Here is an 18,714-nt window from a genome sequence, read left to right as displayed (position 1 = left end):
GGCCGCTTCACTCTCCCGGCGATCTCACCGGTTCCAGCGTCTTGGGCGTCGTCAGCCGGCCATGGCCTGACACGGCGTTGCCGGCATCGGGTGCCAGCCGCATGAACGACAGTGACGCCGCCGCCGATACCGCCGCCACGATGAAGAAGGCGGTATGGAAATCGCCCAGCGTCAGCGGGCCGCCATGGATCGAGGTCGAGACTTCCAGAACACCGCCGGCGAGCGCCACGCCGAGCGCGATCGAGAGCTGCTGGAACACCGCCGTGATCGGCGTCGCCTTGCTGGTGTCCTCCGCCGAAACCTCGGCATAGGAGAGGGCGTTGACGCCGGTGAAGAACATCGAACGGATGAAGCCGCCAACCAGCAAAATGGCCAGCATCAGCGCGTAAGGCGTTTCGGGGGTGAAGAGGCCGTAGATGGCGATCGATGCGGCAGCGACCAGCGAGCCGACGATCAGCACGCGGCGGAAGCCGACCACGCGGAAGATCAGCGCGGTGACGAATTTCATGCCGATGGCGCCGATCGCGGAGACGAAGGTGATCATGCCGGACTGGAATGGGGTCAGCCCGAAACCGATCTGGAACATCAGCGGCAACAGGAACGGCACCGCTCCGATGCCGATGCGAAACAGGCTGCCGCCAAGCACCGACGAGCGGAACACCTGGTTGCGGAACAGCTCAAGCGCCAGCAGCGGATTTCTGGCGCGGCGCGCATGCATCAGGTAGAGCGCGCCCGACAGCAGCCCCACCGCGACCGTGATGAAGCCGGTGGCCGGCGGCAGATAAGGCAGGCTGACCACCGACAGGCCGAACACGACGCCGGATGCGGCAAGCCCGCTCAACACGAAGCCGATGAAATCGAGCGGCGGCGTCTCGGTTGCTTCGGTTTCCGGCAGGAAGCCTGTGGCCAGCCAGATGCCGATCAGGCCGATCGGCACGTTGATCAGGAAGATCCAGTGCCACGTAAAATAGGTGGTGATAAAGCCACCGATCGGCGGACCGACCAGCGGGCCGACGAGTGCTGGAACGGTCAGCCAGGACATGGCGGCGACCAGGTCGCTCTTGGGCGTGGCGCGCACCAGCACCAGGCGCCCGACCGGGGTCATCATGGCGCCGCCAATGCCTTGCAGGAAGCGCGACACCACGAAGGCCGGCAGCGAACCGGACAGCGCGCAGGCAACCGAACCGGCAATGAACACCGCGATCGCCGCACGAAAGATGTTCTTGGCGCCGAAGCGGTCGGCCATCCAGCCGCTGATCGGAATGAAGATCGCCAGCGACACCAGATAGGCGGTCAGCGCCAGTTTGAGCGCGATCGGGCTGGTATGGATGTCGATGGCGATCGCCGGCAGCGATGTCGCGATGACGGTCGAATCCATGTTTTCCATGAAAAGAGCGACCGCCAGTATGAGCGGAATGGTGCGGTTCACAAAAACGCGTCCGGGCTTGATTCCAGATGTTGCCGACCTTGCCGGCACGCAGGGCGGGTATCACGGCTGGACACCGATGTCGCATTAATTTGCTGTCACTTTTGTGCGATCGCAACCAGGGGTGGCGTTGCCGGGCTCGTCGTGATCCTGTTGTGCAACGCAATGATCGGCTTTTCATCCGTCCCGGGACGTGTTACCAGCCACCGCCAATCCTGAAAGGGAATAACGAGTCGGCGCTGCCCATTCCGGTCCAGCGCTTTTTCGCATTCAAAGGGCTGGCTATGGCAAAAATCATCGAAACGTCCACCGGCGCACTGGCGCTGACCTTTGACGACGTGCTTTTACAGCCCGGTCATTCCGAAGTGATGCCCGGCCAGACCGACATCCGCACCCGCATCGCCGGCGACATCGACCTCAACGTGCCGATCCTGTCGGCGGCGATGGACACGGTCACCGAGGCAAGGCTTGCCATCGCCATGGCGCAGGCCGGCGGCATCGGCGTCATCCACCGCAATTTCTCGCCCGCCGAACAGGCGGAGCAGGTGCGGCAGGTCAAGAAATTCGAATCCGGCATGGTGGTGAACCCGGTCACCATCGGTCCCGACGCCACGCTCGCCGACGCGCTGTCACTGATGCGCACCTACTCGATCTCCGGCATTCCGGTGGTCGAGAATGGCGGCGCCGGCGGCCACAAGACCGGCCGGCTGGTGGGCATCCTGACCAACCGCGACGTGCGCTTCGCTTCCGATCCTGCGCAAAAGGTCTACGAATTGATGACCCGGGAGAACCTGATCACGGTCAAGGAGAATGTCGACCAGGACGAGGCCAAGCGGCTCCTGCACCAGCACCGCATCGAGAAGCTGGTCGTGGTCGACAAGGCGGGCAATTGCGTTGGGCTGATCACCGTCAAGGACATCGAGAAGTCGCAGCTCAACCCGCATGCCACCAAGGATGCGCAGGGGCGACTGCGCGCCGCGGCCGCCACCAGCGTCGGCGATGACGGCTTCGAACGCGCCGAGCGTCTTATCGAGGCGGGCGTCGACCTTTTGGTGATCGACACCGCGCATGGCCACTCGCAGCGCGTGCTGGACGCGGTGACGCGGGCCAAGAAGCTTTCCAATTCCGTGCGCATCCTGGCCGGCAACGTCGCCACCGCTGAAGGCACGCAGGCGCTGATCGACGCCGGCGCCGACGCCGTCAAGGTCGGTATCGGTCCGGGCTCCATCTGCACCACCCGCATCGTGGCCGGGGTCGGCGTTCCCCAGCTTTCGGCCATCATGTCGGCGGTCGAGACGGCGCATAAATCCGGCGCCTCGGTAATCGCCGACGGCGGTATCAAATATTCCGGCGATCTCGCCAAGGCACTCGCCGCCGGCGCCAGCGCCGCCATGATCGGCTCGCTGCTTGCCGGGACCGACGAAAGTCCGGGCGAGGTGTATCTGCACCAGGGCCGCTCCTTCAAGGCCTATCGCGGCATGGGCTCGGTCGGCGCAATGGCGCGGGGCTCCGCCGATCGCTACTTCCAGGCCGAGGTGCGCGACACGCTGAAACTGGTGCCGGAAGGCATTGAAGGGCAGGTTCCCTACAAAGGACCTGTGTCTGGCGTGCTGCACCAGCTTGCAGGCGGGCTGAAAGCCGCTATGGGTTATGTTGGTGGCCGCGACCTTGCCGATTTCCGCGACCGCGCCACCTTTGTGCGCATATCCAACGCCGGACTTCGTGAGAGCCACGCCCATGACGTCACGATTACCCGCGAAAGCCCCAACTATCCCGGCGGAGCCTGATTCTTCCGGGCTTTGGCGCAACTTGGCCGCCATGGTGCTGCGCCTGTCGCGCCATGTCGGAGCGCTCTGCTTTCTCTCGGCAGCGGTTTTCATCGCCATGACCGGGATGGAGTTCTTCTATTTCCGCCAGTTGAGCGGGGGCTTGGCCTCGCTCGACATGCGCTATTTCGGATTCACGCCCGACGAAGGCATGGCCTGGCTGACGGCGCTTGGCCGGCGCGGCAGCGAGATCATCCTGGTCTGGCATTACCTGACCTTCGATCTTTTGTTTCCTGCGCTGTTGTCGCTGACGCTAGTCAGCCTGATCGTGGTAACTGGCCGGCGCTTGAAGGCTTTCCGCGTGCTGCCGGGGCAGATGCAGGCGATCTTCGCCTTGGTCCTGGTGCTGCCCTACACGCTCGCCGACTATGTCCAGAATATCGCCGTGGCGCGGCTTCTGTCCGATTTCCTCTATGCCAACCCGGACTCGCTGTCTTTCGCCTCGGCGCTGATCGTCACCAAATTCGCGCTTCTCGCCCTCCCGGTCATCGTCATTGCCGCTTTCTGGCTGGCGGGCCAAAGACGTCAGAATTGAAGCCGAAAAGGGCAGGGGCCACTTCATGAACCAGACCACCATCTTCTGGCCGGTCCTGGCGCATGTGCTGCTGATCTACATCGTCTACTGCGTCCTCGGCCGTCGCCGAGACGGTGCGGTCAAGTCAGGCGAAGCCAAGACCGGCCAATACAAAGTGCGTTCGACCGAGCCGGCGTCCAGCGTCACGGTCGCCGCCAATCTCAACAACCAGTTCGAATTGCCGGTTCTTTTCTACGTGCTGTGCCTGGCGCTGCACGTCACCAACGGCGTCAATTACCTGACCCTGGCGCTGATGTGGATCTTTGTCGCCTCGCGCTACTTCCACGCCTGGGTTCACCTGACCAGCAACGATCTGCGCCTGCGCAGGCGGTCTTTCTTTCTCGGTGCGGTCATTATCCTGTTGGGCTGGATCTGGTTCGCTCTTCACCTGCTCCAGGTGGTTTGAGCAGAAGCGGCGTTGGCGCTCTTCTCCCGAGGCGGAAGAAGAGAGGCCGATTTCTACAGATCGAACACGGCTATCTTGCGCTTGTCGAACTTGATGCCGATCTCGCCGCGCACCAGCTTCAGCGCCTGTTCGCCGAACACGGCGCGCCGCCAGCCTTGCAGCGCCGGCACATCGGCATCCTCGCCTTCGGCCGCGATACGGTCGATATCGTCGCTGGAGGCCAGCACCTTCGAGGCGACGCCCTGTTTTTCGGCGACGATTCTGAGCAGCACTTTCAAGAGTTCCGCGGCCGCATTCGAGCCTTCGGGCGGCTGGAAGTTTTTCGGCAATTTCGGCATCTGCTCCTTGGGCAAGGCGAGCGCCGTGTTGACCGCGCCGAGCAGTGCGGTCGCCGTCGAGGAGCGTTCCCAGCCCTTTGGCGTGGTACGGAGCTTGGCAAGGGCTGCCGCGTCGCGCGGCCCTTGTTGCGCGATCTCGTAGATCGCGTCGTCCTTGAGCACGCGGCCGCGCGGCACGTCGCGCTCGCGCGCCTCGCGTTCGCGCCATGCCGCCACGGTCTGCACGATCGCCAGCTCCTGCGGTTTGCGAAGTCGCATCTTCAGCCGCTTCCAGGCATCCTCGGGGTGCGGGTCGTAGGTCTCGCGCGAGGTCAGGACATCCATCTCCTCATTCAGCCAGTGAGCGCGGTTTTCCCGCGCCAGCTCGGCGTTGAGGTGCTGATAGACCTCGATCAGATGGGTAACGTCGGCCAGCGCATAGTCGAGCTGCTTGTCGGACAGCGGCCGATGGCGCCAGTCGGTGAAGCGCGACGACTTGTCGAGCCGCGCCCCGGTGATGCGCTGCACGAGCTGATCGTAGGAAACGCTGTCGCCGAAGCCGCAGACCATCGCCGCCACCTGGGTGTCGAACACCGGGTGCGGAACGAGATCGCCGAGATGGACGATGATTTCGATGTCTTGCCGGGCGGCGTGGAAGACTTTGACCACCGCCTCGTTGGCCATCAACTTGAAGAACGGAGCCAGGTCGATGTCTGATGACAGCGGATCGATCAGCGCCGTCACGCCGGGCGCGGCCATCTGGATCAGGCACAGGATTGGCCAGAAGGTCGTTTCGCGGATGAATTCGGTGTCGACGGTGACGAAATCCGACTTTTCGAAAGCGGCGAGAACGGTCTCGAGTTCTTTCTGGGTGGTGATGACGTGCATCAAATCGCTTTTGGCAGGAGTAGGGTCTTCCTAGATTTCAGCCGGGAAGGCTTTCGTCAAGCTGTGCTGCCGCCGTCACGGCCCTTCCGGACTGTCTGGATCACTATTTCTCCTGGCCAGACGCGCGAAAATGGTCGAGGTGCGCAACAGCGCGGTGAAGCGGCTGCGCTTGCCGGCCGGCACGCCGGACCGGGCCTGCATGCGGTAGAGGATAACGGCGATGAACACCGCGTAGACCACGGCACTGAAGACAAACAGCGCGCTTGGCCCGAAATACTGCATCGCCGTCGAGGCCGCGAAAGGGCCGCCAATAGCGCCGAAGGAATAGAACAGCATCAGGGCTGCATTGATCAGCACGAACTCGCCGGCATCCGCGCGATCATTGGAATGCGCCGCCGACAGTGAATAGAGCGGCATGGCGAAACAGCCGAAGATGAAGACGGCGATGAAGTTGAGCAGCGGATTGCTGCCGGCAATGAACACCAGCGCCAGTGCCGAAAGCATCGCGCAGCAAGTCGTCATCAGCAGCACCCGCCGCCGGTCCCAGCGGTCGGAGAGATAACCGAGTGGATACTGGATGATCGCGCCGCCGAAAATGCCGACGCTGACGAAAGTGACGACGTCGGCGACCGACATGCCGATCTGCTCGGCATAGACCGGCGACAAGGTGCGAAACGCGCTGTTGGTGACGCCGACGGCGATGCAGCCGAAGCAGCCAAGCGGCGAAATCCGCCAGACGCGTGCCAGATCGAGCTTGACCTCTTCCGGCGGCGTCGGGTTGGAACGGTCGCCAAGCGAGACCGGCACCAGCGACAGCGTGATCATGATCGACATGATGGCGAAGATGCTGAAGCCGCCGGCACCGAGGACCGGAATCAGGAACTGGGCTGATGTCACCGATCCGGTATCGACCATCCGGTAGATGGCCAGCACACGGGCGCGGTCGCGGTTGGTGACGCCTGAATTCAGCCAGCTTTCGACGATGGTGAACAATCCGGCGAAACAGAAGCCGCCGGCAAAGCGCACCGCGCACCACATCACCGGGTCGAGGACCAGTACCAGGAGCAAGGTGCCGACAGAGGCGATCGCCGCCAGCGCCGAGAACGCCCTGATATGGCCGACCGCCTTCATGATGCGGGTGATGGCCAGGCAGCCGAGCAGGAAACCGGCAAAATAGAAGGTGCCCATAAGACCGATGTCGGACGCCGAAAACCCTTCCTGCGCGCCGCGCAGCGCGATCAGCGTGCTCTGCAGCCCATTGCCGCCGAGCAGGATGCCTGCGGCGAGAAGGAGCGGAATCAGCGGGCGGATGGAGGACATGAAGCGGCGATCACGTATCGGTGATCCCTTCTTGAACCAAAGCGACCGTCAATGCCAGCGGACAATCCTTCGTTCTCGCGAAGGCGACCTGCCTTGGGCAGGCCGCGCCAGCGTCCGGTTGGACGGGTAGGCGAGCCGCCTATGCCTCGTTGGCCCGCGCCAGTGCCTCCTCCCGCGTCCCGCTGGAGCCTGCGCTTGCGGAGGTGGCGGAAGAAGATCGCCTGGCGCCAAGCGAGCCGACGGTCAGCAGGCTGAGTATGATGAATGGGATGCCGATGCCGAAGGCCGAGCGGATGCCCCAATGGTCCGAAACGAAGCCAAGCAGCGGCGGGCCGAGCAGGAAGGCAGTGAAGGAGATCTGTGACAATGCCGCTACGTTGATCGCCGCGGGGCGATCGCTTCGCTGTGCGGCGGCCGAAATCGCCAGCGGGAAGATGGCGCTGCTGCCAACGCCCAGAAGCGCAAAGCCGAGCATCGAGACAAATGGCGCGGGCGAGAAGAAGACCAGGAAAACGCCGGCGGCCGTCGTCACCAGGAGGACGCGCGCCACGCCGCTTGGCGAATGGCGGTCGACGAAGCTGTCGGCGAAGAAACGCGTCGTCGCCTGCGAGAATGCAAACAGCGCCACTGTGAAGCCGGCGACAAAGGGGCCGGATTCGAACACGGTGCGCATGTAGATTGCCGACCAGTCGATGCTGGCACCTTCCAGCAGCATCGCCGAAAGCGTCACCGCGACGAGGACGAGTATAGGCAATGTCGGCCGGGCGAACATGGGCGCCTTGTCGCCGGTAGCGGCGAAGCGGGCAGGGGCCGGCTCGTAGCCGCCGAGAAAAATCGCCATCGAGATAGCCACTATGGGGACGACCAGCGCCAGATGGAGTTGCGGCGACAGGCCGAGATGCGCCATCGCGCCGCCGAACAGTCCGGCACCGAAGAAGCCAGCGCTCCAGAACGAATGGGCGCGGTTCATGATCCGGCGTTTGAGATGGAATTCCGTCCTGTCGGCCTCGACATTCAGGATGATTTCGACGCTGCCGATCATCAGGCCGATGGGAAACAGCATCAGGAACAGTGCGACGGGTTCCGGCGCATGTACGGCGATGGCGTAGAGAAGCGCCAGCAGCGGAACCAGCGTGAGCAGCGCGCGGCGAAAGCCGATGCGCTCCAGGAGGGGCGTGGCCAGCGTCAGTGCGGTCAGGGTGCCGATCGGTGTCCCGATCAGGCTGAGCCCCAGCGTGCCGTCCGCGATGCCCATGGCATGCTTGATGTCGGGCAGCCGCGGGAAGATGTTGCCCATGGCGAACGAATAGGTCGCAAACCCGGCATAGACCCGGTGTTGAGGGGCCAGGTTGAGGCTAAAGCTCATCGCGGTGCTTTCAATGAAAAAAGGGCGGCTGCCTTGTCCAGCAGCCAGACATGTCGACTCCTTGCATAAACGTGCAAAACATGCAAGAACGTGCAGAACAAGAAAACAGGGTTCGGCAATGCTCACCGATCAACGGCACCAGCTCATCCGTGACCGCCTTGCGGCGGAGGGGCGTGTCCTGGCCGGCGAACTGGCAAGCCGCTTCGGTGTTTCGGAAGACACCGTACGCCGCGACCTGAGGGAGCTGGCGAAGGCCGGCGAATGCCGTCGCGTTTACGGCGGCGCGGTCGCTTCCGCGCCCTTTGCAGCGGCAACGATCAGCCAGCGAGGCGGCCATGCGATCGAGGAGAAGGCGCGTCTGGCAAATGCGGCGGTGGCGGTGCTCTCCGCTGGACAAAGCCTGTTCATGGATGGCGGCACGACCAATGAGGCGATCGCCAGGGCCATCCCGCGCGACATCGAGCTGACCGTAGCCACCAATTCGCTTGGCGTCGCCTCGGTCCTGTCGGATCACCCCTTGGTCGAACTGATCGTGCTCGGCGGCAGGTATGTCCGCGACCTTGGCACCTGTGTCGGCGCCGATACGCTGGCCGCCGTGGCGCAGCTTGGCGCCGACCTGTTTTTCCTGGGATCCTGCGGCCTTGATGCCACGCGAGGCGTGACCGCCTTCGATTCGGCCGAGGCCGAGGTGAAGCGGGCCATGGCGGGGAACAGCGCCGGCATCCTCATTGCCGTCACCAATGACAAGCTGGCCACCGCGGCGCCCTACCGCGTCGCTGCCGCCGGGATGATCAGCCATCTCGTCGTCGAGAAGACCGCGCCCGCTGCCATCCTTGCCGATTTCGAACGTCAGGGCGCCCAAATCCACTTCGCGTGAACGGTCGAAGCCGCGAGCCTGTATGACCGCTTGCCTTGACAAATCCGGCCTCCCATGCGCTTTTCGCGCAAATTTTGAGGCCGGGCCGTAATGCTTCGGTCTGCCACCCAGCACCCCGGACTTTATCCATGACAATGCATCGTTACCGCAGCCATACCTGTGCCCAGTTGAGAAAGAGCGACGTCGGCAATTCCGTCCGGCTGTCGGGCTGGGTGCATCGCGTGCGCGACCATGGCGGCCTGCTCTTCATCGACCTGCGCGACCACTACGGCCTGACCCAGATCGTCGCCGATCCCGATTCGCCTGCCTTCAAGGTCGCCGAGACCGTGCGCGGCGAATGGGTGATCCGCGTCGACGGCGAGGTCAAGGCGCGCTTGCCCGAGACCACGAACGCCAATTTGCCGACCGGCGAGATCGAGATTTTCGCCCGCGAGATTGAGGTGCTGTCCGCCGCCAAGGAGTTGCCGCTGCCGGTGTTCGGCGAACCGGACTATCCCGAGGACATCCGTCTGAAATACCGCTTCCTCGATCTGCGCCGTGAGACGTTGCATCGGAACATCGTGGCGCGCACGAAAATCATCGCAGAGATGCGCAAGCGCATGGGCGAGGTCGGCTTCACCGAATTCTCGACGCCGATCCTCACTGCGTCGTCGCCGGAAGGTGCGCGCGACTTCCTGGTGCCGTCGCGCATCCATCCCGGCACTTTCTACGCGCTGCCGCAGGCGCCGCAGCAGTACAAGCAATTGATCATGGTGTCGGGCTTCGACCGCTATTTCCAGATCGCGCCCTGCTTCCGCGACGAGGATCCGCGCGCCGACCGTCTGCCCGGCGAATTCTACCAACTCGACCTCGAAATGAGCTTCGTCGAGCAGGACGACGTGCTGTCGACCATGGAACCTGTGATGCGCGGCGTCTTCGAGACCTTCGCCAACGGCAAGCCGGTAACGCAGAAGTTCCAGCGCATCCCTTATGATGTCGCCATGCGCAAATACGGCTCCGACAAGCCCGATTTGCGCAACCCGATCGAGATGCAGGCCGTCTCGGATCATTTCCGCGATTCCGGCTTCAAGGTATTCGCCAACATCTTGGCCAACGACCCGAAGGCGGAGGTTTGGGGCATTCCCGCCAAGACCGGCGGCAGCCGCGCCTTCTGCGACCGCATGAATAGCTGGGCGCAAGGCGAGGGCCAGCCGGGGCTGGGCTACATCTTCTGGCGCAAGGAGGGCGACAAGCTCGAAGGCGCCGGCCCGCTCGCCAAGAACATCGGCGAGGAACGCACGGAAGCGATCCGCCTGCAGCTCGGCCTTGCCGACGGCGACGCCGCCTTCTTCGTCGCCGGCGATCCGAAGAAGTTCGTTTCTTTCGCGGGCGCTGCGCGCACCCGTGCCGGCGAGGAACTCAATCTTGTCGATCGCGAACGCTTCGAATTGTGCTGGATCGTCGACTTCCCGTTCTTCGAATGGAATGAGGAGGAGAAGAAGATCGACTTCGCCCACAATCCGTTCTCCATGCCGCAAGGTGGCATCGATGCGCTCAACGGCGAGGACCTGCTCGGCATCAAGGCGTTCCAGTACGACATGGTCTGCAACGGTTTCGAGATCGCCAGCGGCGGTATCCGCAACCATTTGCCCGAAACCATGGTCAAGGCGTTCGAGACGGTCGGGTTGGACCGCGCCACGGTCGAGGAACGCTTTGGCGGCCTCTATCGCGCCTTCCAGTATGGCGCGCCGCCGCATGGCGGCATGGCGGCCGGTGTCGATCGCGTCGTCATGCTCCTGGTCGGTGCCAAGAACCTGCGCGAAATCACCATGTTCCCGATGAACCAGCAGGCCTATGATTTGTTGATGAGCGCGCCGTCGGAAGCCTCTCCGCAGCAGCTTCGCGAACTGGCGCTACGCGTCGCGCCGACCAAGAAGGACTGACGGCAGCGTTGCGACTGCCGTTTCTCCCCGTCTCTATACGGGGAGAAATGTCCGGCAGGACAATGAGGGGCAGCGCGGACGCAGGCGATTGGCGAACGGCCTCAGCAGTTGACGCCTTCTGACAGGCAATCGGATCGGCGTCGAATTGCAGTTGGCAGGGGGCGGCGCTGCCCCTCATCTGCCTGCCGGCACCTTCTCCCCGTATAATGACGGGGAGAAGGTAGCAACTCCAATCAGTCCTCGTTCGCCTTGACGCTGACGCCGAGTGTCTTCGGCAGATCGAGCGGGTTGGACATGGCGCCCGCCATGATCAGCGCGAAGGGCACCGATGCCGGCGGCTCGGCCGAGATTTCGAGGCTCTTCGGATCGTCGAGGTATTTGCTGACCGCCGCGGTCACCTGAGCCGTCAGTTCCGGATTGTTGAGCTGTGCCATGCCGAACGGCACGATCGCCTTGGCCTGGTTGGCGATGTCCTTGGCCGACATGCCCTGCTGCTTGCCGACATAGTCCAGCACCTTGCCGGTCAGCGAATCGTCGTCGAAGCGGATCGAGGCGCTGTTGAAAGACAGCTGCTGCAGCAGGCCGAGCATGGCCATGCCTTGTGCCGAATTGTCGGCACCTTCGGGCTGTGCCGCCATCTTCTTCTGCATTTCCTGCAGCGACTTGATGAAATCGATCGTGTAGCCGCCAAGGTCGAAGGTCATGCCGAGCGTGCCGGCGTTCTCGACGGAGATGTCGTATTTCGACAGTTCCATCTTGCCGTCCGATGGCTGCCATGTGCCGGCCATTTCGAGATTGCCCGAGATGTTCTGGTAGCCGAGCGCGTCGATGACTTCCTTGGACTTGGGATCGTCGACCAGCGAGAGATCGGCCGTGAACTTCTCGGTATTGGCGGTGAATTCCATCGCCTTGCCGTCGGCGGGCGGCGTGATCTCGATGGCAAGGCCGTCCATCGAGAAGGCGGTCTTGTCGGCGACCTTGACCGTCATGTTCGACAGTTCGGCGGATTTGTACATCATCAGCGAACCAAGCGGGCTGGTGGAGCCGTCGGCCGGTACCGTCATGTCGTGGATGACGAAGGGACTGAGATCGAGGGTGACGCCGTCCTTGCTGTGTTCGAAGGCCGAGGTCGACACGGTGCCGATATCATAGCCGCCATTGGCTTCGGTGACGTTCTCGAGCTTGACGTCGCCGATCGCCAGCGCTTCCTTTTCCGCGGCCGGTTTCACCGACACGCCCTGCAGCACCATGCTGGTGTTGTCGCCGGTCACGCCGGTCCAGGAGATGTCGACACCCTGTGCGGAGAGCGCTGCCTTCAGCCGGTCCGCGACCGCGGCGTCCTGGGCAAGGGCCGCATTCAGCGGCAGTGTGAGCAAGAAGGTCGAAAGAGCGAATTTCCGGAGAGTTGAGCGTTTGATTGTCATCGCAAGGTCCCTGAGAGTGTCCTGAAATTGTTTTTCAATTCTTTGCGCCATCACCATTCCGTGACGAACTGGACGGGAAAAAGGCGTGTTCCGGCACAATGGTCGAAAATCGCGGTGAAAGGCAAACCCGATCCGAGCGCTATTGGAGAATGCAGTGAATTTGGCATGAAGGTCGGGCCGCCAGCGTGCTTCGCAATAGATGCGGCATGTAACAGATTGATGTTGGACGGCAAGCTCGACCTTGCGGGTTCCTGTTGCAGAAACGAGCGCAAATCGATTGGTCGGGTGCGCGCCTCTTGCCGCGAATCACCCGCTCGGCTAGTCCCAGCCCATGGGAAAAAGGCTTTTGCCGCCTGACAATGGCGGTGGCGATCATATCGAACCGGTCGATCTGAAGAAGGCGCTGGAAGAGCGTTATCTGGCCTATGCGCTGTCGACCATCATGCACCGGGCGTTGCCGGACGTGCGTGACGGGCTGAAGCCGGTCCATCGCCGCATCATGCACGCCATGCGCCTGCTGCGCCTCAATCCCGACCAGGGTTTTGCCAAATGCGCCCGTATCGTCGGCGAGGTGATGGGCAAGTTCCACCCGCATGGCGACCAGTCGATCTATGACGCGCTGGTGCGGCTGGCGCAGGATTTTTCGATGCGCTACCCCCTGGTCGACGGCCAGGGCAATTTCGGCAACATCGACGGCGATAACGCGGCCGCCATGCGCTACACCGAAGCGCGCATGACCGACGTGGCGACCGAATTGCTTGCCGGCATCACCGAGGACGCGGTCGACTATCGGCCGACCTACAATGAAGAAGACGAGGAGCCGGTCGTGCTCCCCGGTGCCTTCCCCAATCTCTTGGCCAACGGCTCGTCCGGCATCGCGGTCGGCATGGCGACGTCGATCCCGCCGCACAACGCGGCCGAGCTTTGCGACGCCGCACTGCATCTGATCGAGCATCGCGATGCGCCGGTGGCGAAGCTGATGGATTTCGTCCAGGGCCCGGATTTCCCGACCGGCGGCATCATCGTCGACAGCCGCGCCTCCATCCTCGAAGACTACGAGACAGGTCGCGGCGGCTTTCGCGTGCGGTCGAAGTGGAGCCAGGAAGACCAGGGCAGGGGCACCTGGAGCATCGTTGTCACCGAAATCCCCTATGGCGTGCAGAAGGCGCGGCTGATCGAGAAGATCGCCGAGCTGTTGATGGCTCGCAAGCTGCCGCTGCTCGAGGATATCAGGGACGAAAGTGCCGAGGACATCCGCGTCGTGCTGGTGCCCAAGAGCCGTTCCGTCGACCCAGGCATCCTGATGGAATCGCTGTTCAAGCTGACCGAGCTCGAAAGCCGTTTCCCGCTCAACATGAATGTGCTGTCGCGCGGCAAGGTGCCCAATGTGCTGTCGCTGAAAGGCGTGCTGCAGGAGTGGCTGGATCACCGCCGCGACGTCCTCATCCGTCGCTCGAAACATCGCCTCGGCGAGATCGAGAGGCGGCTGGAAATCCTCGCCGGCTACCTGATCGCCTATCTCAACATCGATGAGGTGATCAAGATCATCCGCGAGGAGGATGAGCCCAAACAGGTCATGATGGCCCGCTGGTCGCTCACCGACACCCAGGCCGAAGCGATCCTCAACATGCGGCTGCGCGCTTTGCGCAAGCTGGAGGAATTCGAGATCCGCAAGGAATTCGATGGCCTGACCGCCGAGAAGAAGCAGATCGAGGCGCTGCTGGCGTCCGACGCCAAGCAGTGGTCGACGATCAAGTGGGAAGTCACCCAGGTTCGCGACAAATTCGGCCCGGAGACCGAGCTCGGCAAGCGCCGCACCCAGTTCGCCGATGCGCCAGAGCACGACCTGACCGACATCGCCCACGCCATGATCGAGCGCGAGCCGGTCACCGTGGTGGTTTCGGAAAAGGGCTGGCTGCGGGCGATGAAGGGGCATCTGGCCGATCTCTCGACGCTGACCTTCAAGGAGGGCGACAGCCTCAAGCTCGCCTTCCATGCCCAGACGACCGACAAGGTGCTGGTCTTCACCACCGGCGGCAAGTTCTACACGATCGGCGCCGACCGGCTGCCGGGCGGCCGTGGCCATGGCGAGCCGATCCGCATCATCGTCGACATGGACAATGACCAGGACATCGTCACCGCCTTCGTCCACGATCCCAAACGCAAGCTGCTGCTCGCCTCGTTCGACGCCAACGGCTTCATCGTTCCGGAGGAAGAGGTGGTCGCCAACACCCGCAAGGGCAAGCAGGTGATGAACGTCAGGGCCCCCGACGAAGCCAAGCGCTGCGTGCCGGTCGTCGGCGATCATCTCGCTATCGTCGGCGAGAACCGCAAGATGCTGGTGTTCGCGCTCTCGGAAATTCCGGAGATGGGCCGCGGCAAGGGTGTGCGGCTGCAGAAATACAAGGACGGCGGCCTTCTCGACCTCAAGCCGTTCACGATGGAGACCGGTCTTTCCTGGCAGGATTCAGCCGACCGTACTTTCACCCGGTCGCGCGAGGAACTGGCCGAGTGGATCGGCGCGAGGGCATCGGCAGGGCGTATGGTGCCGAAAGGTTTCCCGAGGACTGGGAAGTTCGGGTGAAGCTGCCGATCTCCCCCCTCGTGGGGAGATTGGCAGCTTCACCATCACCATTTGGACTATCGTCACGATTGCTGCACTATATCGGCGCATAACTGACCGGATGGTCGGGGAGAACAGCGCGTTTGAAGGAAGCAAAGATCCAGAAACCGGAACGGCAGCAGCGCCTGTTCGGGCTGTCGACGCCGCTCCGTTCGGCTGTCATCCCGCCGCTGTCGGCGGCGCGCTGGTTGTTGGTGCTGATCGTCGCCGCCGGCGTCTATTTCTTCCACGGTTTCCTGTTCCCGGTGCTGGCGGCGCTCGTCATCGCCTTCGCCAGCTGGCCGCTCTACCGTCGCCTGCTGGTCGGCGTTGGCGGCAACCGCACCATCGCCGCCACATTTGCCATCCTGTTCATCCTCGCCTTCCTGGTCATACCGATCGCGCTCGCCGGCACCTATGCCATCAACGAGGTGCGCGAATGGGTCGGCTGGGCGATCGAGACCAACCGCCATGGTGCGGTGACGCCGCACTGGATCGCCACCATGCCTGTCGTGGGTGAGTGGCTCAACGAGCAGTGGACGACCAATCTCGGCCATCCCGGCGGCATCGGCGAACTGATCCAGCTGGTCAGCGGCGCCAATATCGGCAGCATCTACCGAGGCGCGCTCGCCGCCGGCGGCAGCGCTTTCAGCCTCTTTCTGACGCTGCTGTTCATGATGATCGCCCTGTTTTTCGCCTATCGTGATGGCGAGAATTTCGCCGGCCAGATCGACCGCCTCGGCGAACGCATCCTGCCGACCCGCTGGGAGCGGATCTCGCGCGTCGTGCCGGCGACCATTTCCTCGACCGTGACCGGCATGACCGTGATTGCCATCGGCGAGGGCCTGGTGCTGGGTGTCGCCTACTGGCTGGCCGGGGTGCCGTCACCTGTGACGCTGGGCGCGCTGACCGGCGTGATGGCGCTCATCCCCGGCGGGGCGCCGCTGTCCTTCACGCTGGTGTCGATCTACCTCGCGGCCAGCGGCTCGCCGATGGCCGGCCTGGCGCTGTTCATATGGGGGACGGTCGAGCTGTTCATTGTCGACAAGACCTTGCGGCCGAAGCTCGTCGGCGGACCGATAAAACTGCCCTTCCTGCCGACCTTTTTCGGCCTGATCGGCGGCGTCAAGACGATGGGGTTTCTGGGCCTGTTCATCGGTCCGGTGCTGATGGCGCTGCTGGTCGCGATCTGGCGCGAGTGGCTGCGCGAGGTGGAACTGGCCGATGAGACGGCGGCCGGATCGGCCGCCGAGATCGAGGCCGGTCGGCGGATCGAGGTCCTGCCCGAACCAGGCGCCGCGAAGAAGGCCAGCGCCTGACCTCGAACCTTACGCTGGATGATGCACCGCAAGGTCGCCGCGACGCTTACGTCCATCATGCAGCTGCCAGAGCGAATGGGCGACCAGCGTGACGATCAGGATGCCGCCGCCGATCAGGCTGTTGCGGGTCGGCGTCTCGGCGAAGATCATCCACACCCAGATCGGCGCCAGCACCGTTTCGAGCAGGTAGAACATCGCCACTTCCGGTCCTGAAATATACTTCGGCCCGGCGGCGAGGCAGAAGAACGAGATCGGCATGATGACGGCGCCGTTGAAGATGATCCACCATGGCGCGTTCACGTGGAAGCCTTCGCCCGTCACCATGAAGGTGGCCAGCCCAAGCGGCAGAAGGACGCCGATGAGCGAGGTGAATCCCATATCCTTTCCGCTGGCGCGCGAGATGGTGATGGCGACCGCGATGAAGAAGGCCGAGCAGAGCGCCATGAAATCGCCGAACAGCTTGCCGGTGCCGACCGAACCGCCGACGATGACCAGCACGCCGAGGATCATCACCAGCATGGCCACGATGGTCACCGTCCGCGGTCTTTCCCGCAGGAATATCCACGACAGAAGCGCCGCGAACACGGTGTTGAAGGCGAGGATGAACACCAGATCGGCGGTCGAGGTGTGGAAGACCGCGGTGACGAAGGTGATCGAGGTCAGCCCATAGCATATCGCCACGATCAGCCCGTCCCAACCGGGGATGAGCGGCGGTGCATTGCGGCTCAGCGCACGCCAGACCGACCAGATGATCATCGCGGCGATGAAAGTGGTTCCGGTGCGCAGCAAAAGGATCGTCCACGCGCCGCCATCCGCAAGGCGGATCAACGGTATGTCGACAGTCAGTATCAGTCCGCCGATGGCGGTTATAAAAAGGCCCTTCTGGTGATCGTGGTGAGAGGACATGCAGGAACTTTCGCAATTGAATTGCAGGCGGTGGCCGATCGGCGCAAGCGCGCACTCTCTCCAACCGAGCGGCTGAAAGACCAGCATCCCCTGCCTTGAAACAGTTTAAGCGTGGATCGTGGGAAAACTCAGCGTCAGACCGCTTCGTTTGTATAGCGCTCCCAGCCTTTCGGGCCGAGATGCTCCTGCGGCATGAAGCGCATCTTATAGTTCATCTTGCGCGAACCATTGACCCAGTAGCCAAGGTAGACATGGGGCAGTCCCATCGCCTTGGCACGGGCGATATGGTCGAGGATCATGAACGTGCCGAGTGAGCGGCTTTCGAAATCGGGATTGAAATAGGAATAGACCATCGACAGGCCGTCGGCCATCTTGTCGGTGAGCGCCACCGCGATGAGTTCGCCCTGACCCTTGCCGGTGATGAAGGTATCGGGCCCGCGCCGCCGGTATTCGATCACCTTAGTGTCGACATGCGTATCCTCGACCATCATGGCGTAGTCGAGCACCGTCATGTCGGACATGCCGCCGCGGCGGTGGCGGGCATCGAGATAGCCGCGAAACAGCGAATATTGTTCGGTTGAGGGCTCGGCATTGTGCATGGCGCCGACGAGATCGGAATTGTGCTGCAGCACGCGCTTCATGTTGCGGCTGGCGGTGAACTCCTGGGCCAGGATGCGCACGGATACACAGGCGCGGCAGGTTTCGCAGGCTGGCCTGTAGGCGATGTTCTGCGAGCGCCGGAAGCCGCCTTGCGTAAGCAGGTCGTTCATTTCCGAGGCCTTGTCCCCGACCAGATGTGTGAACACCTTCCGCTCGAACTGGCCGTCGAGGTAGGGGCACGGCGACGGCGCGGTCAGGAAGAACTGCGGCGACTGGGTCGGATGCTGCGTCATCGAGCCTTGGAAACACTCCTTCGAATCGCTCTACCTTTGGCTCGGGCGGCGAAAAATTCAACAGGATTGTGAAGGTGTGGTTGCCTGAACACCTTCACATTTGCGCTCAAGGGGCTGCGACTTCTCTTGAGGGCCGGTTTTTAGCGGCCGGTGCGGCTGACCACGGTGCCGAGCAAAAGATCGTGCAGCGTGCGCTTGCGGTCCGAGAATAGCGTCACCAGCAGGACCAGCGGCGACAGGATGACGTTGCCGGCCCAGAACAATACGGAATGGACGACCGCGGTGAGGCCGTCGATCGGCCTGCCGTCGAGACGATCGAGGCGGATGCCCATCATCTTCATGCCCGTGGTGGCCTGGTCGGCGCTGCCCAGCGTGTTCCAGATGTAGAGGATGGCGACTGCCGGCACCAGGACGCCGAACAGCATCCAGCCAAGACCGAGGGTCAAAAGCCCGAGGAAGAACACCAGGATGGCGAACGGAATGGTGAGCAGGGCAACCATGATATAGTCGAGCACGAAGGCCAGGATGCGCCTTGTGCGCACGCCTTCATAAGCCCTGACATCGTCGAGCCGAGTGTTGATGATTTCGCCGTCGAGAACGCGAGCGTTCATGTCATTTCCTCGTAACAGGGTCCGACATAGGGTGCGG

At 63.0% G+C, this 18,714-nt stretch carries 15 protein-coding genes; 7 read left to right on the top strand and 8 right to left on the bottom strand.

Annotated elements, in window-relative coordinates; all coding sequences use genetic code 11:
- Positions 1–7 precede the first annotated feature (7 nt).
- Positions 8–1,429 (bottom strand): MFS transporter, encoded by a 1,422-nt coding sequence (locus EN845_RS02620; RefSeq protein WP_127869658.1) that lies wholly within the window; start codon positions 1,427–1,429, stop codon positions 8–10.
- A gap of 281 nt (positions 1,430–1,710) precedes the next feature.
- On the opposite strand from EN845_RS02620, the gene guaB reads away from it, so the two are divergent.
- The 3 genes from guaB to EN845_RS02605 are packed head-to-tail and all read left to right on the top strand — an operon-like array spanning position 1,711 to position 4,232.
- Positions 1,711–3,213, top strand: coding sequence for an IMP dehydrogenase (guaB, locus tag EN845_RS02615; RefSeq protein WP_127279866.1), 1,503 nt, complete (start codon positions 1,711–1,713; stop codon positions 3,211–3,213).
- A gap of 31 nt (positions 3,214–3,244) precedes the next feature.
- Positions 3,245–3,787, top strand: coding sequence for a hypothetical protein (locus tag EN845_RS02610; RefSeq protein WP_167531211.1), 543 nt, complete (start codon positions 3,245–3,247; stop codon positions 3,785–3,787).
- Between the two features lie 25 nt (positions 3,788–3,812).
- Complete coding sequence (locus EN845_RS02605; RefSeq protein WP_127869657.1) at positions 3,813–4,232, top strand: MAPEG family protein; 420 nt, start codon at positions 3,813–3,815, stop codon at positions 4,230–4,232.
- A 53-nt stretch (positions 4,233–4,285) separates the two neighbouring features.
- On the opposite strand, the gene rnd is transcribed toward EN845_RS02605, so the two are convergent.
- From rnd to EN845_RS02590, 3 genes are all read right to left on the bottom strand, one after another.
- Entirely contained in the window at positions 4,286–5,437 is a 1,152-nt protein-coding gene (gene rnd / locus EN845_RS02600) for a ribonuclease D (protein ID WP_127279863.1), read from the bottom strand.
- A 75-nt stretch (positions 5,438–5,512) separates the two neighbouring features.
- Positions 5,513–6,757 carry an MFS transporter gene (locus EN845_RS02595; protein WP_127869656.1) on the bottom strand — a complete coding sequence of 415 codons (1,245 nt, stop codon included), beginning with the start codon at positions 6,755–6,757 and terminating at the stop codon, positions 5,513–5,515.
- A 139-nt stretch (positions 6,758–6,896) separates the two neighbouring features.
- Complete coding sequence (locus EN845_RS02590) at positions 6,897–8,123, bottom strand: MFS transporter (protein WP_127869655.1); 1,227 nt, start codon at positions 8,121–8,123, stop codon at positions 6,897–6,899.
- A 118-nt stretch (positions 8,124–8,241) separates the two neighbouring features.
- Here EN845_RS02590 and EN845_RS02585 point away from each other — a divergent pair, with 118 nt between their 5' ends.
- Together EN845_RS02585 and aspS are read left to right on the top strand one after the other, a co-directional pair.
- Positions 8,242–9,000: a DeoR/GlpR family DNA-binding transcription regulator gene (locus EN845_RS02585; RefSeq protein WP_127869654.1), complete on the top strand. Its 759-nt coding sequence runs from the start codon at positions 8,242–8,244 to the stop codon at positions 8,998–9,000.
- A 134-nt stretch (positions 9,001–9,134) separates the two neighbouring features.
- Complete coding sequence (gene aspS, locus EN845_RS02580; protein WP_167531238.1) at positions 9,135–10,922, top strand: aspartate--tRNA ligase; 1,788 nt, start codon at positions 9,135–9,137, stop codon at positions 10,920–10,922.
- A gap of 233 nt (positions 10,923–11,155) precedes the next feature.
- Here the strand turns inward: aspS and EN845_RS02575 are convergent, their stop codons facing one another.
- Positions 11,156–12,346 (bottom strand): hypothetical protein, encoded by a 1,191-nt coding sequence (locus EN845_RS02575; RefSeq protein WP_127279453.1) that lies wholly within the window; start codon positions 12,344–12,346, stop codon positions 11,156–11,158.
- Positions 12,347–12,677: 331 nt separating this feature from the next.
- On the opposite strand from EN845_RS02575, the gene parC reads away from it, so the two are divergent.
- Positions 12,678–14,930, top strand: coding sequence for a DNA topoisomerase IV subunit A (parC, locus tag EN845_RS02570; RefSeq protein WP_127869652.1), 2,253 nt, complete (start codon positions 12,678–12,680; stop codon positions 14,928–14,930).
- 122 nt (positions 14,931–15,052) lie between these two features.
- Positions 15,053–16,267, top strand: coding sequence for an AI-2E family transporter (locus EN845_RS02565; protein ID WP_127869651.1), 1,215 nt, complete (start codon positions 15,053–15,055; stop codon positions 16,265–16,267).
- Between the two features lie 9 nt (positions 16,268–16,276).
- Here the strand turns inward: EN845_RS02565 and EN845_RS02560 are convergent, their stop codons facing one another.
- The 3 genes from EN845_RS02560 to EN845_RS02550 form a co-directional block, all read right to left on the bottom strand.
- Positions 16,277–17,173: a DMT family transporter gene (locus EN845_RS02560; protein WP_127869650.1), complete on the bottom strand. Its 897-nt coding sequence runs from the start codon at positions 17,171–17,173 to the stop codon at positions 16,277–16,279.
- Between the two features lie 134 nt (positions 17,174–17,307).
- Positions 17,308–18,066 (bottom strand): arginyltransferase, encoded by a 759-nt coding sequence (locus EN845_RS02555; RefSeq protein WP_015318275.1) that lies wholly within the window; start codon positions 18,064–18,066, stop codon positions 17,308–17,310.
- Positions 18,067–18,206: 140 nt separating this feature from the next.
- Entirely contained in the window at positions 18,207–18,677 is a 471-nt protein-coding gene (locus EN845_RS02550) for an RDD family protein (RefSeq protein ID WP_127280407.1), read from the bottom strand.
- Between the last annotated feature and the right edge of the window lie 37 nt (positions 18,678–18,714).

The sequence above is a fragment of the Mesorhizobium sp. M8A.F.Ca.ET.202.01.1.1 genome (assembly GCF_004791595.1).
Lineage (GTDB): Bacteria > Pseudomonadota > Alphaproteobacteria > Rhizobiales > Rhizobiaceae > Mesorhizobium.
The sequence above is the reverse complement of the archived record's forward strand: the minus strand, read 5'-3'. Positions and strand labels throughout refer to the sequence as shown.